This is a genomic window from Brevibacillus sp. JNUCC-41, assembly GCF_014844095.1.
GTDB lineage: Bacteria > Bacillota > Bacilli > Bacillales > DSM-1321 > Peribacillus > Peribacillus aracenensis.
On sequence record NZ_CP062163.1, the window covers coordinates 881,726 to 897,439 of the forward strand.

15 protein-coding genes, 2 pseudogenes and 1 other annotated feature are annotated in these 15,714 nt (G+C 40.0%); of the genes and pseudogenes, 4 read left to right on the plus strand and 13 right to left on the minus strand.

Going from position 1 to position 15,714, the window contains the following annotated elements; all coding sequences use genetic code 11:
* The first annotated feature begins 30 nt into the window (after positions 1-30).
* Entirely contained in the window at positions 31-1,212 is a 1,182-nt protein-coding gene (locus JNUCC41_RS04315; RefSeq protein ID WP_098373865.1) for an NAD(P)/FAD-dependent oxidoreductase, read from the plus strand.
* On the opposite strand, the gene JNUCC41_RS04320 is transcribed toward JNUCC41_RS04315, so the two are convergent.
* Together JNUCC41_RS04320 and JNUCC41_RS04325 are read right to left on the minus strand one after the other, a co-directional pair.
* The gene (locus JNUCC41_RS04320; RefSeq protein ID WP_192206536.1) at positions 1,192-1,362 is read right to left on the minus strand and encodes a hypothetical protein; all 171 of its coding nucleotides are present in this window, start codon (positions 1,360-1,362) and stop codon (positions 1,192-1,194) included. The genes JNUCC41_RS04315 and JNUCC41_RS04320 overlap by 21 nt on opposite strands.
* 149 nt (positions 1,363-1,511) lie before the next feature.
* A complete protein-coding gene (locus JNUCC41_RS04325; RefSeq protein ID WP_192206537.1) occupies positions 1,512-1,760 on the minus strand; it encodes a hypothetical protein in 249 nt (82 codons plus the stop codon).
* A 151-nt stretch (positions 1,761-1,911) separates the two neighbouring features.
* On the opposite strand from JNUCC41_RS04325, the pseudogene JNUCC41_RS04330 reads away from it, so the two are divergent.
* A pseudogene (locus JNUCC41_RS04330) lies at positions 1,912-2,991 on the plus strand (CotH kinase family protein); the annotation flags it as partial.
* A gap of 63 nt (positions 2,992-3,054) precedes the next feature.
* Complete coding sequence (locus JNUCC41_RS26645; RefSeq protein WP_228467630.1) at positions 3,055-3,432, plus strand: SET domain-containing protein; 378 nt, start codon at positions 3,055-3,057, stop codon at positions 3,430-3,432.
* A gap of 110 nt (positions 3,433-3,542) precedes the next feature.
* Here JNUCC41_RS26645 and argS read toward each other — a convergent pair whose 3' ends face one another.
* The 3 genes from argS to JNUCC41_RS04345 all read right to left on the minus strand — a co-directional run bounded on the left by argS (position 3,543) and on the right by JNUCC41_RS04345 (position 7,212).
* Positions 3,543-5,222 carry an arginine--tRNA ligase gene (gene argS, locus JNUCC41_RS04335; protein ID WP_370662565.1) on the minus strand — a complete coding sequence of 560 codons (1,680 nt, stop codon included), beginning with the start codon at positions 5,220-5,222 and terminating at the stop codon, positions 3,543-3,545.
* A gap of 34 nt (positions 5,223-5,256) precedes the next feature.
* Positions 5,257-5,474 (minus strand) — a binding site (T-box leader).
* Positions 5,475-5,541: 67 nt separating this feature from the next.
* On the minus strand, positions 5,542-6,087 hold the full coding sequence (locus tag JNUCC41_RS04340; protein ID WP_192206540.1) for a response regulator: 546 nt from the start codon (positions 6,085-6,087) through the stop codon (positions 5,542-5,544).
* 93 nt (positions 6,088-6,180) lie between these two features.
* Positions 6,181-7,212, minus strand: coding sequence for a Delta(5) desaturase DesA (locus JNUCC41_RS04345; RefSeq protein ID WP_192206541.1), 1,032 nt, complete (start codon positions 7,210-7,212; stop codon positions 6,181-6,183).
* Positions 7,213-7,724: 512 nt separating this feature from the next.
* On the opposite strand from JNUCC41_RS04345, the gene JNUCC41_RS04350 reads away from it, so the two are divergent.
* Entirely contained in the window at positions 7,725-9,134 is a 1,410-nt protein-coding gene (locus JNUCC41_RS04350; RefSeq protein WP_228467536.1) for a LysM peptidoglycan-binding domain-containing protein, read from the plus strand.
* A gap of 31 nt (positions 9,135-9,165) precedes the next feature.
* On the opposite strand, the gene JNUCC41_RS04355 is transcribed toward JNUCC41_RS04350, so the two are convergent.
* The 8 genes and pseudogenes from JNUCC41_RS04355 to JNUCC41_RS04390 form a co-directional block, all read right to left on the minus strand.
* On the minus strand, positions 9,166-10,062 hold the full coding sequence (locus tag JNUCC41_RS04355; protein WP_192206543.1) for a DMT family transporter: 897 nt from the start codon (positions 10,060-10,062) through the stop codon (positions 9,166-9,168).
* A 267-nt stretch (positions 10,063-10,329) separates the two neighbouring features.
* Positions 10,330-10,533 (minus strand): zinc ribbon domain-containing protein, encoded by a 204-nt coding sequence (locus JNUCC41_RS04360; RefSeq protein ID WP_192206544.1) that lies wholly within the window; start codon positions 10,531-10,533, stop codon positions 10,330-10,332.
* A 551-nt stretch (positions 10,534-11,084) separates the two neighbouring features.
* Positions 11,085-11,630 carry a hypothetical protein gene (locus tag JNUCC41_RS04365; protein WP_228467537.1) on the minus strand — a complete coding sequence of 182 codons (546 nt, stop codon included), beginning with the start codon at positions 11,628-11,630 and terminating at the stop codon, positions 11,085-11,087.
* 357 nt (positions 11,631-11,987) lie between these two features.
* Positions 11,988-12,944 carry an ABC transporter permease gene (locus JNUCC41_RS04370; RefSeq protein ID WP_192206545.1) on the minus strand — a complete coding sequence of 319 codons (957 nt, stop codon included), beginning with the start codon at positions 12,942-12,944 and terminating at the stop codon, positions 11,988-11,990.
* Entirely contained in the window at positions 12,944-13,876 is a 933-nt protein-coding gene (locus JNUCC41_RS04375) for an ABC transporter ATP-binding protein (protein ID WP_192206546.1), read from the minus strand. Before JNUCC41_RS04375 ends, JNUCC41_RS04370 begins: the two co-directional genes overlap by 1 nt.
* A 263-nt stretch (positions 13,877-14,139) precedes the next feature.
* Positions 14,140-14,379 carry a hypothetical protein gene (locus tag JNUCC41_RS04380; RefSeq protein WP_192206547.1) on the minus strand — a complete coding sequence of 80 codons (240 nt, stop codon included), beginning with the start codon at positions 14,377-14,379 and terminating at the stop codon, positions 14,140-14,142.
* 51 nt (positions 14,380-14,430) lie between these two features.
* A pseudogene (locus JNUCC41_RS04385) lies at positions 14,431-14,935 on the minus strand (GNAT family N-acetyltransferase).
* A gap of 105 nt (positions 14,936-15,040) precedes the next feature.
* Positions 15,041-15,694 (minus strand): HAD family hydrolase, encoded by a 654-nt coding sequence (locus JNUCC41_RS04390; RefSeq protein ID WP_192206548.1) that lies wholly within the window; start codon positions 15,692-15,694, stop codon positions 15,041-15,043.
* Positions 15,695-15,714: the final 20 nt, after the last annotated feature.

Sequence of the window (15,714 nt, forward strand, 5' to 3'; positions counted from 1 at the left end):
TTTTCAATCAGTAAGGACGGGGGATTAACTATGTCAAAACAAATCGTCATCTTAGGTGCAGGTTACGCTGGATTGCTATCTGCCTTATCCGTACGTGAATATTACAAAAAAGATGAAGTACAGGTTACAGTGGTGAACCAATTTCCAACACACCAAATCATCACTGAATTGCACCGTCTTGCAGGCGGATCCATTTCTGAACAAGCCGTTTCCATTCCGTTGGAAAAACTTTTCAAAGGAAAAGATATCGACCTTATCATTTCCAAAGTGGATTCTTTCTCAGTCGATAACAAAGAAGTGAAACTTGCCAATGGTTCCACTTTATCTTATGATGCCCTAGTTGTTGCTTTAGGAAGCCAAACAGGATTCTTCGGCATTCCGGGACTTGAGGAAAACAGCATGGTCTTGAAATCCGTAAACGATGCAAACAAAATTTACAAACATATCGAAGATCGCATCCGCGAATATGCACAAACGAATAATGAGGCGGACGCAACTATCGTGATCGGCGGCGGCGGATTGACAGGCGTCGAGTTAATCGGTGAAATCGTGGATCATTTCCCTAAAATCGCCAAAAAATTCGGAGTGGACTTCAAGGACTTGAAAATCAAGCTTGTAGAAGCTGGTCCAAAAATCCTTCCGGTCCTGCCTGACCACTTGATCGAACGTGCGATGACAAGCTTGGAAGCACGCGGTGTTGAATTCCTGACAGGTCTGCCTGTAACGGGTGTTAAAGGAAATCAAATCGAATTGAAAGATGGACAAACGATAACGGCCAATACACTTGTTTGGACAGGCGGAGTTGCGGCTCTTCCTATCGTGGGCGAATCAGGCCTTGAAGTGGATCGCGGCAAAGCGACCGTTAATGAGTATTTGCAATCCAAATCTCATAATGACGTATTCGTTGTCGGGGACAGCGCCGTTGCGTTCCCTCCAGAAGGCGGCCGTCCATACGCTCCTACTGCACAAAATGCTTGGCAAATGGGTGAGCTTGTTGGATACAACCTATATGCAGCCTTTGAAGGCAAGAAACTTGAAGAATTTTCACCTGTAAACTCAGGTACACTTGCGAGCCTAGGCCGTAAGGATGCGGTGGCAACCGTTGGGGCCAATAACACTTCCCTTAAAGGCCTGCCGGCTACATTGATGAAAGAAGCAAGTAATGTTCGCTATCTATCACACATCAAAGCCCTATTCAGCTTGGCTTATTAATTCATTATCGCCGTGACGTGACATCCAGTTCATTGATATGTCCGCGGTACATGCCCTTTCTTCCCGGTCATCGGGATTAAAGGGCATTTTTTTCATGAATTTATTATAATGCCTGATCATGATGCAATGATTGACGAAAGATGTTAACAATAGACGGTACTCCATTTTGTTGCTTATCCATTCAATAAATCTTCTGGGATTAGGCAACTCTCCTAAATCCTCTCCGTTAATTTTTATTAGCCCGTTTGTCGTTAACTAACGCTCAAGTATGTACCAATGCGCATATCATAAAATTAACCTTATAAAGGAGGGGTCTGTATGAAAGGGAAAAAAGGAAAAGCAGCATCTGGCGGTTCATCTACCGGTAGCAATTCTACCGGAAGCAAGTCCACTGGCAACAAGTCCACTGGCCATAAATCTACTGGAAAATAATCTACTGGCAGCACAGCTACTGGTATCATAACTACTGGTTTCACATCTACAACAACAACAACATCTACTTCATCAAGTTCAAGTTCAAGCTCAAGCTCGTCCACTGGACGTGGCAAAAAAAGAAGAAGATAGATAGTTAAATATAAAATGCTTCAGCTTGATTAATCCCTGATTGATCAAGTCGAAGTATTTTATGATATTACGGCTTCATTAAGGTCAAGACTGTCCATAAAACATCTTATACAAGGAAGGAAGGAAGGTGAGTGTATGTCTTATCATATTCCATCTTATTTCTTAATGATAGAAGAAAAAGATCTAGAAGATTTACGTGCGGATATTTGGAGCGATGACCCTATACCCGCCTATTTGAAAGTAGAAAACGACACTTATGTAATCGATATTGCCTATCGAGGCTCTTATACCCGCAAATTCCGGAAAAGATCCTATTGGATTGATTTCATCCAGCCAGAACGATTCTTTGGCGCCCACAAAATCCATCTCAATGCCGAATACAGAGATCCTTCCCTCATTCGCAATAAACTCTCACTCGATTTCTTTCAAGACCTTGGTGTCCTTTCCCCTCATAGCCAACACATCAACCTATTCCGAAATGGCACGCTTAAAGGTGTGTATTTACAATTGGATTCCGTCGATGGGGTTTTTTTAGAAAAAAGAGGACTTCCTGCCGGCCCGATTTATTATGCTGTCAACAATAATGCCAACTTTTCATTGGGAAGGGATGGGAAAGCGAAAGACTCCCTTATGTCAGGCTATAAACAAGCGTTTGGCAAACCCGCCGATGATGAATATCTAATCGAATTCATCAAAAAAATCAACACCACCCCACTTGCAAAGTTTCCTGAAGTAGTCTCGCAACATCTTGATATCCATAAATACTTACGCTGGCTGGTTGGAGCCGTTTGCACCATGAATAACGACGGTTTCACTCATAACTATGCACTATATCGCAATAGTAAAACGAAGTTATTTGAAATCATTCCTTGGGATTACGATGCCACTTGGGGACGCAAAGTCAGTGGAGGGATCATGGAGCACACATATGTCCCTATCGGAGGGAAAAAGGCAAACCACCTTATTCATCTGCTCTTGCAGGTTCCGGAATACAGTAAGTACTACAAAGACCTCTTGGTTGAAACATTGGAAACCACATTTACTGTGAAGCATATGGAAAATAAAGTATTACCACTGCACCAGGGCATACGCCCCCACATCCTTCTTGATCCATATAAAAAGAATAAGATTGATCTATTCGACAAGGAACCGGAATTCATCTTCGAATTCATTCGCAAACGCAGTGATTACTTAAATAAGCACCTTGGTAGCTTAGATGAAAAAAATGCCACGACACAACTGATAGCCAAACAGGACCGAAAAAAGGGAGTTGCTTCCGTGTCACCAATCTGCATTAAAAATACGGGGAAGTATGGCCGGGGAGTATATGCTACAAGGGATATTAAAAAAGATGAACTCATTGAGGAATCACCTGTCATCATTTCACCCAAACATGAATGGAAATATCTAAAGAAAACCGCACTCTTTCATCACTGTTTCTATTGGGGAGATGACGATGAAACTGTCATTGCCTTGGGAAATGGTTCCCTATTCAACCATTCATACACACCAAATGCGACATTCGAAAATAATTTAGAAGATTTAACGATAGACTTTTATGCACATAAAGATATAAAGGCTGGCGAGGAAATCACGATCAATTACAATGGTGAACCTGATGATAAATCCCCGTTATGGTTCGATGTCATCGAGTAGGCGTTTTTTGCTTCCATTTTATTTTGAAAGAATCCATTTTGAAGGAAAATTGATCAAAATGGATTCTTTTTTTATTCAGTTTTCTTCGCTAATGCAAGGACTCTTTAACTTTACATCTTATTCGGCGCTGAAATTCCCAATAAACTTAGCGCATCCTTTAATACAACTGCCACGGAAAAAGCGAATGAGAGTTTCATTTGTTTGCATTCATCTTCAACTAAGATTTTGGTATGTGCATAATACTTATTGAATGCACGCGATAAATGCAAGCTGAATTTCGCGATTTGTGATGGGTCGGCTTGTTCAAATGATTTTTGGACAATGATCGGGTATTGCTCCAACAGCTGGATGACTGGCCACGCATATTCTCCTAGAGCTTCAAAAGTGAGGGACTGCTCTTTAAATTCACCTTTTTCAAGCAATGAGGAAATTCGCGCATATGTGTACTGTACATATGGACCCGTTTCTCCCTCAAAATTCATCATTTGCTCTAATGAAAAATCAATATCATTCATGCGGTTATTTTTTAGATCATTAAAGATGACCGCTCCGACACCAACCTGTCTTGCAACGAGTTCCTTCTGTTCAAGCGCTTGATTTTTTTCTTCAATATTGCGCTTCGCAGTTTCGATTGCCTCTGCCAATACATCCGCAAGCAGCACGACTTTCCCTTTACGTGTCGACATTTTCTTGCCGTCTTTTAACATCATGCCAAATGCCACGTGCTGCAAATCTTTTGACCATCCATACCCCATTTTTTCAATGACATTAAAAAGTTGCTTAAAGTGCAGGGATTGTTCGTTTCCGACAACATAAAATGTTTTCTTCGCCCCGTACTGTTTTTTACGATACATGGCTGCAGCCAAATCACGCGTCGCATAAAGTGTCGCCCCATCGGTTTTCGTAATCAAACAAGGCGGCATATCTTCCAATTGCACGACATAGGCACCTTCGGATAGGGTAAGCAAGCCCTTTTCTTTTAGCTCCCCGACAACAGCATCCATTTTATCATTGTAAAACGCTTCGCCGGCATGGGAATCAAAACGGATGCCCAATAAATCATAAATCGTCTCGAATTCTTTTAAAGACGCATCCCTGAACCATTTCCACAGAGCCAGTGCTTCCTCGTCCCCATCTTCAAGAGACTTGAAGCTTGCGCGCGCTTGTTCATTCAACGATTCGTCCGTTTCAGCTCTTTCATGGAACTTCACATAGATTTTCAATAATTCCTGAATCGGAGAAGCCTCGATTGCCTCTTTGTCGCCCCACAGCTTATACGCGACGATCAACTTGCCGAATTGCGTGCCCCAATCTCCTAAATGATTGATACGCACGGCATCGTAGCCATTTTTTTCGGCAATGTTAGCCAGTGCATTCCCTATGACCGTTGAGCGTAAGTGCCCCATGGAAAAAGGCTTGGCGATATTCGGGGATGAGTAATCAATCACGACATTTTCCTGTACAGGCTGCACCGAACCATACTGATCCTTTTCCCTTAATATCGTTTGCAGCACGTTTTCCGTCACCATCTGTTGATTGACGAAAATATTCAGATAACCACCCACAACGTTCACTTCTTGGAGCAACTCACTGTTCAATTGTTGAGCTATTTCAGACGCAATCACCTGAGGCGATTTTTTGAATTTTTTTGCAAGAGTAAAGCACGGAAAGGCGACATCACCTAACTCCATCAATTTTGGCTTTTCCATTAATTTCTCTATTTCACTTGCTTGCATTTCATTGTTCAAAGCAGTTGAAATCAATTCTGCAATTGGCTTATTCATCGACATTTTCCCTCCTAAACAAAAAAGCCCCCGCCTCTAAATAAGAGACGAGAGCATGAATTCCCGTGGTACCACTCTAGTTGCCACAATTGTGACCACTTTCCATTGTTAACGAGGTGACTCCCCGATGTTCCCTACTAAACGTTTCAAGAAATTTCTCCAAAGTGCGCTTCATTCATCCGTCCTGCATTAGGCTCCCACCATCCCTAACTCGCTTTCCATTTCGAAATGAACTACTCTCTTCATCACAGAATTTTCAATATTATCATTTAATCCATCGTACACAATTAAAAAAAACGTGTCAACAGGATTTAAGAAACAAATCCTAACCAGCCGGTAACTTCATTTTATCCTTGATGGTCGAAAAATATTTCCTTACTGTCCCTATTGTGTCGCTTTGCTTATTAGACGCTTCCATTTTTGATTGACCATCGGCTAACAGCCCTAACACTCCCATTTCCCGGTCATTATTGCTGGGGGACTCGTCTATAAGTTCTGGGGAGTATATTCGCTTGCCGTCCATTATGCCGCGAATCGAGCAGGCTAACTCTTCACCCGGGCCATCCTTCAATAAATAACCACTTACATTAGCTTTCAATGCGAGTTGAAAATAACCAGACCTTCGAAATGTCGTTAAAATGACCACTTTGCATTCAAATGACTTTAATGCTTCTGCCGCCTCAAGTCCGCTCATTACAGGCATCTCCATATCCATGATACACACATCAGGCTGTAATTGGTGTACAAGGGCCATCACTTCTTCTCCATTACTGGCTTGCCCGACAATTTCTATATCTTCTTCAAGATTGAGTAGAGAACTTATTGCCTCTAACAGCATTTGCTGATTCTCTGCAATGACAATTCGAATCATTTTAAGTTCTCTCCTTTATCGAGTTCCTTATATGCAGCAAAGACTCCCCCAAATCCAAGGATTATTAAGGGAGTCCGGAATGATACATGAACGTTACAGTTCAGATTTCACTTGAATGGGAACACTTTTTTTCGTTAAATATTTAATGTCCTTGAAGCTAACAAAATTCTTTGATTCCTCATCCCATAAACGGAAACGGAGTGAGCGCAAGCTTGTCGCAAGAGTAATCGTTGGAACGTTCTCTAAAGGCTCTGTATTATTGTGCGCCATTTCCAATTTATAGTTAGGCACCCTTGGACTTAAATGGTGAACATGATGGTAACCGATATTACCTGTAAGGAACTGCATCAGTTTTGGAAGCTTATAAAAAGAACTTCCTTCCACTGCCGCCAATACATATTCCCACTCCTCATTCTCTTCGAAGTAAGAGTCCTCGAATGTATGCTGGACGTAAAACAGCCAAATTCCCACTGAACCAGAAATCATGAAGATGGAACCTTGAACCAGAAGGAACGACTGCCAGCCTACTGCCAGGCAAAGCAATGCCACTAAAGCGACGATTATTACATTCGTCAAATACGTATTCATCTTTTCCTTCTTTCTAGCACCTTTACGGTTAAATCTGTTTTTAAGAAGGAAAACATAAATGGGTCCCAAACCAAACATAACCAATGGATTGCGATAAAAACGATACGCAAAACGAAGTTTAAGCGGTGCCGCCAAATACTCATCTACCGTAAGGGTCCAAATATCCCCCGTCCCCCGCTTATCCAAATTGCCGCTTGTTGCGTGATGCACAGAATGCTCATGTCCCCATTGATCAAACGGGAATAAAGTCAAAACACCCATGATCGTACCGACTGTTCTATTCGCACGGCGGTTTTTGAAAAATGAATGATGCGTGCAATCATGAAAAATGATGAATATCCTTGTCAAGAAACCAGCAGCAAACACAGCCGGAATTAAAGCTAACCAATAAGAAACGGAAAGACTTATATATGCTAGGTACCATAAAATAATGAATGGTCCCAAGGTATTGATGATCTGCCATATACTTTGCTTTGTCGTTGATTGTTCAAAAGGAGCAATTTGTTTTCTCAAGTTTTTCGTATTTTGCAAGGTCATTATTCAATTGCACTTCCTTTTTATTTGTCGTTATTTCATATTATAAAGAAAATAACCTGAATTTATTAGTACCAGGTGTCATGACTAGAAGATGACAAATGTCATGTACAAGTCATTTTCAGCGGCAAGCGTAAAAAAAGGCCAACCAGTAAAAAATGATTAACCTGTTCATATGTATAGGGTTTCGTTATCTTGAAAAGAACGGAACTGTCAATATCAGCCCTCCAGTCCCAGCAGTAAGCAAAATAATTCGTCCTACCATAGAGTGGAACAACAATACAGAATCATAATTAGATTCCATATTTTCTTCTATATAGAGCCTTTCCACAATGTACCTCTATTTTATAGCGATTCTCCATAGTAAACTAGTAAAGTTAAATTTTACAAAGGGGAATAAAATCATTGTGAAAAAATTCTTTGGATGTTTTATTATATTAAGCCTTCTTTGTATATGCCTCTTTCCACCCAGTGGTCATTCATCAAGCAAAACCCTTTACATAGGTTCTGTTAAAGTGGACAATACAAAAGTTTTTAGTTCTCCTAAATTAGGTTCCACTCAATTAAAGCCCTTAAAAAAGGGCGAGGAGTTTCCCGTCATTTCTACTTCCGTCGGAGATTCCGCGGGGCCTATTATCCATAAAGTAAAGGCTGGAAACACATTATGGAAAGTAGCAAATCAATATGGTGTTTCACTAAGTGAGCTGCAAAAAGAAAATAAATTAACTTCGACCGAAATAAATATTGGCCAAATCCTGAAGATCCCCCAGAAATATAAGATCCATAAGGTTGTATCAGGAGATACATTGTGGAAGATTTCCACTAAATATAAGGTAACCACAAGTGATTTGACGAAATTAAACGTCTTACATACGGTTACCCTTAAAGTTGGCCAAAAATTGAAGATCCCGGATTATTATTACCAGGTTCAATTGCTTGATGGGAAGAAGGGATGGATAAAGACATCCCAGCTTCAAAAAAAGGCGCAAAAACCTATCGTCATGGGCTGGACGCATAATGGATCGAAAGAAAACTACACCCAACAAATGAAACAACTTAATTTAAATGTAGTATCTCCCCGTTCCTATACGCTGAAGGATTCCGGTAATTTCGTGTCCGTTTCTGCGGATGCAAAATTCGTCCAAAACGCCCATAAACAAGGAAAACAAGTTTGGCAGCTTATCGGAAATCAATTTGACCCTGTTTTAACTGGTTCTGTACTAGGCAATACAAAAAAGCGCCAGAAATTAGTTTCAGCTTTACGTGATTCACTTGTTAAAACTAAAAGTGATGGAATAAATGTAGATTTTGAAAACATCGATCCAAAAAACAAGAAGGACTTTGTACTTTTCATAGGCGAACTGAAAAAAGCCTTAAAACCGCATGGAATTAAAGTATCCGTGGATGTCACCCGAGAAAATGAAGACCCTTTTTGGTCAAAAAGTCTGGATAGGAAAGCACTTGGCAAAATAGCGGACTACATCATCATAATGGGTTATGACGAGCATTGGGGAGGGAGCCCGGTAGCCGGGTCCGTTTCCTCGTTACCTTGGATCAAAGAAGGAACGAAGCTTTTAATGAAAGAAGTACCTGCCCATAAGATCATATTGGCTGTACCATTTTATACGAGGGAATGGGTAACCGATTTATCGACCAAAAAAGTGAAAAGTCATGACCGTACCATGGCTGAAGTCAACAAAATCATTTCATCCCATAAACTTAAAAAGGTATGGGATAAAAAGGCTCAACAAAATTACGTGGAGTATACTTCCAAAGGGGAAAAGCATCAAATATGGATAGAAGATAAAAAATCAGTGAAGCTCCGTATTGACCTGGTCAAACAAAATCATCTAGGCGGTGTATCTGCCTGGTACCTTGGATCAGAAACCCCTGACATTTGGGATGTCTATCATTTTAATCAATAGATTGATAGAAAAACCATAAAGAAAAAAGGCCTCACATTGTGTGCGGCCTTTTTTGCATGACATCCTTTTCATTCGGTCTTGTCGTCTTAAGTGAATAGAGCACACCAATAAATATCAATGTAATGCCCAAGATTTGAATCCTGTCCGGTTGAAATCCTGAAAGAAGAATATCCAAAAGGATGGCCACTGCCGGATCGACAAAAATCATGAAAGATACTACATTTGTAGGCAAATGGCGGATACTATTAAAAAACAGCAGATACACGACGCCTGTATGGATGATGCCGGTAAGTACCGTATAAAACCATTCGGAAGATTTTAGCGTTGTGTAGACTGAAAAATCGACAAAAGGAATCAGTAATAGAAATCCAATGAACATTTGCAGAAAGGTGGTCGCATATACACTTGTCTTTGAAATGCTCTTTCCTAAAAGCATGGTTGCCGCATAGAAAAATGCAGCAATGATCCCATAAATGATCCCTTCCCATTCAGGGGTTGATGATCGAAATCCATCTGTTCCCATAATGAATAATGTGCCAATGAAGCAAAGTGAAATGGCCAGGATGGAAAATAAACTCATTTTCTCTCTAAAGATGAAGCTCCCAATAATGAGTACAATGATCGGCGCTAAATGATAAAGCGAAATGGCAATTGTCACCGATATCAGTTCGAAAGATTTAAAGAGGAATATCCAGTTCAACAAGTTGGCCACCGCGCAGAAAATGATGAGCATTACCTCTTTGGAATTCCATATTTCGTTCTTGAAATGTCCTGTCATCATCCAGGCTGCACATAAGAAAATGGCCGCACAAATGCAGCGAACAAAAACCAATTCCAATGCAGGAAGTCCTGATAGTCCTGAAAAGAAACCGACAGAACCAAAGATCGTCATGGCTAGAGACAGTTGAAGAAGTGCTATTTTATTCATTTCATTTCCCCTCAATAAATTCCCATTTTTTACATTCATACTAACATTTCTTGGGCATGCCGTCACGTGTCATGTATTCGCCCACATGTAATCGGGAATCATTCATGTACACCTGCTATCGCGCGGCAATGTCGTCTCGATCTCGTCTTCCCCTCCTTCTTTTATTTTGGCGACCCAGTCCGGTTCAATCAGTAATTCTCTTCCTAAAATGAAGAAAAAACAAGAACCCCCTTTTCATTAAAAGGGGGGTTCTTGTCATGCCAGTGATCATCCAAAGAATAGATCTAGCAAATTACTGCCTGCAGATGATTGCCTATTATAAAACTCCGAATAACCGCAATTCTTGCAATACACAACCGTAAATTGATTATTCTGGACATCGAACATTTTTGACAACCCTGTTCCTGTCATGGCTACATCCTTCTTGGCAGCATCATTGCTTCCACATTTCATACAACCTTTTTCGCTCATGATCCTTCATCTCCCAAATTTATAAAAATGATAACTGCCGCTGAATACCGGTGCCCCCAGCACCGTACACAATTAAATATACGGATAAAATAGAAAAAAGTTCCATCCTGCAATGAAAAGTCTACACCTCATCCAATAATGAGATTACCTATCCCAAGTTATGAAAATGTGACGCTATCACACCCGGCCTTTATTCAAGAGGCAACTTTATTTTGGCTAAAAATGATAAAGAACGTTTAAAGGAATCCAATAAACTGGAAAAAAGCAAAAAATCAGCAGAGATAGTTAACGGTGAATAACGCGAAACACATGAATTTCCGAGAATGATATAGTGTAATTAAGGCAAGAATAGAATAAAATAAAAAAAGGCAAAGTGCTCTAACACCCTGCCCAACCCCCGACATTAACTACTAATCCCTCTTAATTGATTGAACATCATCAGCATGGCTTTTATAGTAAGTGATAGATGAGATTTTTTATGAACATAATGTTTATCGCATCGCTTTCTTAAACGGCCGAACCTCTTAATCGAGGACACTTGAGAAAAAACATTACATGACCTCTGCATCGTCCAATCGTATTTCTGCAACCCTTCCACCTGGAGCACACCAAAATTCTAAAGTAATATTCCGTTTATGGTCAATGTAGCCGATAATATCCGCTCCCTGTTCATAACTTTTATAATAATGATCTCCATACTTCGAAAGAACGTCCGCTTTCTTACTCCCTAATTTAATACCTTTGCTTGTTTGCAGGGAGTTTTCAAATGGATCGTCGTCCGTACTTGAAATGATTAACCGCATAATTTTCCCTTTATCCTCGTCTGTATTGCTAGAGGCCGTTTTTAACCCGCCTTTCCAATAATAATAATCATAGGCATTATTATTATCTTGATCGATGGGTTCTCCATATTCCCTAATAAATTCTGGACTCGATATGTTATCCAAAACCTTGAATCCCCCGATGGATTCATTGGCCAAATCCGTTGATTTTGTCAATTTTTCAGAGAATGCCGAGTACACATAGAAACCTAATGCTGCTCCAAAAATAATAATAAGTACAATTATGAACTTTCGTTTATCATGCATTTTTCCCATCTTTGAATCTACTCCATCTCTATCGGATTATTTCCGTGGGTCGACTATTCTGTATTGGAGCTACTAACTGGCGAACAGGCAGGAACTGATCCCCATTATGAGTCCTCCGCCTATCCCGATCACTACGCCAACAACTGTCCATCGTGAAATGATCATGAGAATCCTATAAGCCCAAATTACAGAACCTTATTTTTCAGTTTACATCCATATGTCCTACTAAATATCCTCATATTATCTTATACGGATAAATATGGATAAAGGTTTCAATTTTTCAAGCAGCAACTGACTCATGCATTCTATGTTGCATAATAAAAACCGAAATCAGCTACTGATTTCGGTTTTTTCGGTAAGGACTATTTAATTAGTGATATCTTTTTTCTGGAAGAAGAAGAAAGTTAGCGCTAAAAAGATAAGATAATAGATGCCGAGTACACTCATTGAAAATCCAAGTGTAGCTCCATCGAACATTTCCATGGCTCCGGAAATATAGCCCCTTAAATCAAGGTGGGGGAATAAGACGAATTTTAACCACTCGTATTTGCCGATGAATGATTGAATGACCATATTTAATGTCGAGGAAGCAAATAGGATGAAAATGGATATACCTACTGCAAGTGCTTGGTTTTTAAATAATGTGCTTAGCATGAAAGCGATGGTCGTGATGACCAGGAATCCTGGTATCCAGTATACGATCATGTCCACGAAATATTCGCCGACTACCACCGGACTGAATTCACCGAAAGATGCGGGATCCATGATTTTGTCTGAATACGAACCATTGCCAAAGAATATGATGCCGATAAGATAACTGAATATAAGTAGGCTCGCAAGTAATAACGCTGCAAATAACAAGGAAGTAATATATTTGGAAAGCAGGATCTTCCAACGTTTATAAGGCCTGATCAACAGTTGTTTAATGGTGCCATCCGAAAATTCAGAGGAAACGAGCGAGCTGCAAACAATAACGACGAATAAAGTGACAAATGATGTTAATGATGTAGTCCATTCCGCCATATAGGTCCAATTCGTGTTCAAGTCAGGGTTTATATCATCAGCCAACAGTTGCTTGTTGAGTTTGATATCTTCCATGATCGCGGCTTTTTCATCTTCACTGATTTCCTTATCTTTCAAAGCCTTTTCCTGTTCTTGTATATCTGCCTTTAACTCTTGCTTCCAATCTTTACCCGATTCTTCGGGACTTAGTTTATAATCGATGACTGCAGTCCCTAATGCTGCCAATAAAAGAAAAGCGATGAATATATAAGTTGATACTTTTGAAAAGATTTTCATCCATTCATTTTTTACTAAGGACATCATACAGACTCCCTCATTTCCTGCTCAGTGATTTCAAAGAATTTATCTTCCAGTGATTTTCTAGTAATGCCAATTTCATAGACATCTAGTTGATTTTCAATAAAACTCCTATTTATATTGGCCGTTTGTTCACGAGAGGCCGATACGGAGATTGTCTTCGCATCATATTTCAGAATCGTAATATCCCCAAACTGTTCTTGAAGGATGTTTTTAGCTAGCTTCCCATCACTGACAGTGAATGAAACTTCATTGATCGTTTCGGTTTTTTCATCTAAGATATGTTCTTTCGTATGTATCAGTTTTCCCTTTTCGATAACGGCAAAACTATCGCACATCAATTGCATTTCCGATAGTAAATGTGATGAAATCAATATCCCGACGCCTTCACTCGCCAGTACTTTCAAATAATCACGAAACTCGCGAATCCCTTGTGGATCCAAGCCGTTCGTCGGTTCATCAAAAATCAATAACGACGGTTTATGTAAAATGGCCTGTGCCACGCCAAGGCGCTGACGCATCCCTAATGAATAGGTTTTAACCTTCTTATCGATGGCATGATCCAGTTTGACAAGCTTGATGACCTCTTCTATTCTCTCATTGGAAATGTCATTGGATGACATTCGGGCATAATGGAGGATATTCTTTCTGCCTGTCATGTACTTATAAAACTCCGGGTTTTCAACAATGGCCCCCAATTGATTCATTGCACCTTCGAAATCATTATCGAGGTCACTGCCATTGATCATGACAGTACCGCCCGTACGATTGATGAGACCTGTGATCATACGGATGATAGTGGTCTTCCCTGCCCCATTCGGACCAAGCAAACCAAATATTTCATTACTTTTTATTTCAAAACTAACATTGTCCACAATGGTTGCTTTTCCAATTTTTTTAGTTAAGGATTGAACCTTAAGAACCGATTCAGACATATAATACCTTCCTTTTTTCATTTTTTCCAAAATCACACAAACACTACATTACCATAAAATGCATATTATTACTATACTGATATCCTTCTTTTTGGGTATATTGAACCAATGCCTTCATTGGCGTCACCTTCCCGCCCGCATTATCATAAACACTTTTTTTCCTCGAAAAAGCAACAACTCCTATGTACCGTTTTCTTTTAATACGTTTTTGTTTGAATAAAGTTTCAGGGCTATTTTATCTAATCAGGAAAATTCACGGATAATCACAAGCTGAAAAATATATAAGTAAAGCCGATGGAAATGACCAGGCCTAGTGCAAAAAGAAGGATTTTTCTAACAATAGATGGTAAAAGCCTATATATCATCATTAAAATTACATCGATGAAATTCGTTGATATTCCGGAGCCGATCTCTTTGATCTCTTTCTTTTTGCCAAAAATGGCGAACCACATTACAAAAAGACCACATAAAATAAAAATGATGGAAAAAATCTTATATCCCATTGTATGCCACCCATTTCCTCATAGGTTTAACGATATTGTTATATTCTTATCTTAACCGGGGTTTCCTGATTCAAGTTTCAAAATGAATTCTTCAACCTCTTCCCCTCTTGCATGGGAATACCCTTTGTCTTCATCGAATCTTTCAAATCCGCATTTTTCCAGAACCTTGATGGATGCGAGATTATCCTTGGCTGCGCGGGCATAAAGAGGGCGGACTTTTATTTTCGGCAAAAAATTGAGCAGTGCTTCTGTAGCGATTCCCTTACCCCAATATTGCTTCCCGATCCAATAACTCACTTCAGGGTTACCAAATTGTTCAAACCTGAGAATGCTGCCCGCAACACATCCGTTGTGGATTATGGTCATTTTTTGAATATCCCGTCGATAAGATGTTCTTCCAATGTGTCAAAAAAGCCATTTTGTCTGTTGGGTCCTTGGATGTGAAAGCAGCCATATAGTTTGCGGCAGGATCCAGTTGCTGCTCGAAAAAGATAGGTAGATCACTCTCCTTGACCTCCCGCAGCCGGACTCCTTCGTCATTGGTTTGCAATCCCATAATGTCACCCCCCGCACCAATTCATTAAAAACCGGAAAAACCGAAGACTCTGCCATCTTCGGCGTGGTTTCATTCCTTTATCATACTATAATTCCCTTCGAAAGCTTATGGGTCAATATGTTTGATAACTTCAGACAAGCTCTTATCCATCATGGATCGGAGGCGTAAATGATGATTTTCAAAAGCTAAAGCTTCCGTAACGGGATTAGGAACGATTACACACTTTAATCCTGCAGTCAGGGCCGCTTGAAGCCCATTTAACGAATCTTCGAATGCTACGGCTTCTGTGGGCCGAGTGCCTAGAACTTCAATTGCCTTTACATATAAATCAGGCGCAGGTTTTACTTTTTCAACATCATCCCCTGTGATAAGAACTTCAAAATAGTTTAACAGTCCAAGTTCCCCCAAATGATGAGTGACCCACTCTTTCGTCGAGCTTGAAGCGAGGGCGATTTTATATCCATTGTTTTTTGCTTCTTCTAAATAATCTTTTACTCCTTCACGTGCCTGTGATGTTTTCATTTTGACTTCATGAAGGCTTTTTGCTCTGGATTCAATTTCTTCAATATTACAACTTTCCCCCAGCTGATCCTTGAAGTACTGATTAAGTTCAGTATTATCCGTTCCGATACATTTTACGAAATGTTCGAGAGGCAAATCAGATTTATAAAAAGCCATCGTTTCTTTATAAGCCTCATACCAAGCCGTTTCTGTATCTAAAATTAAACCATCAAAGTCGAAAATAACTGCTTTAATCATAACGATTTCCTCCATTAACC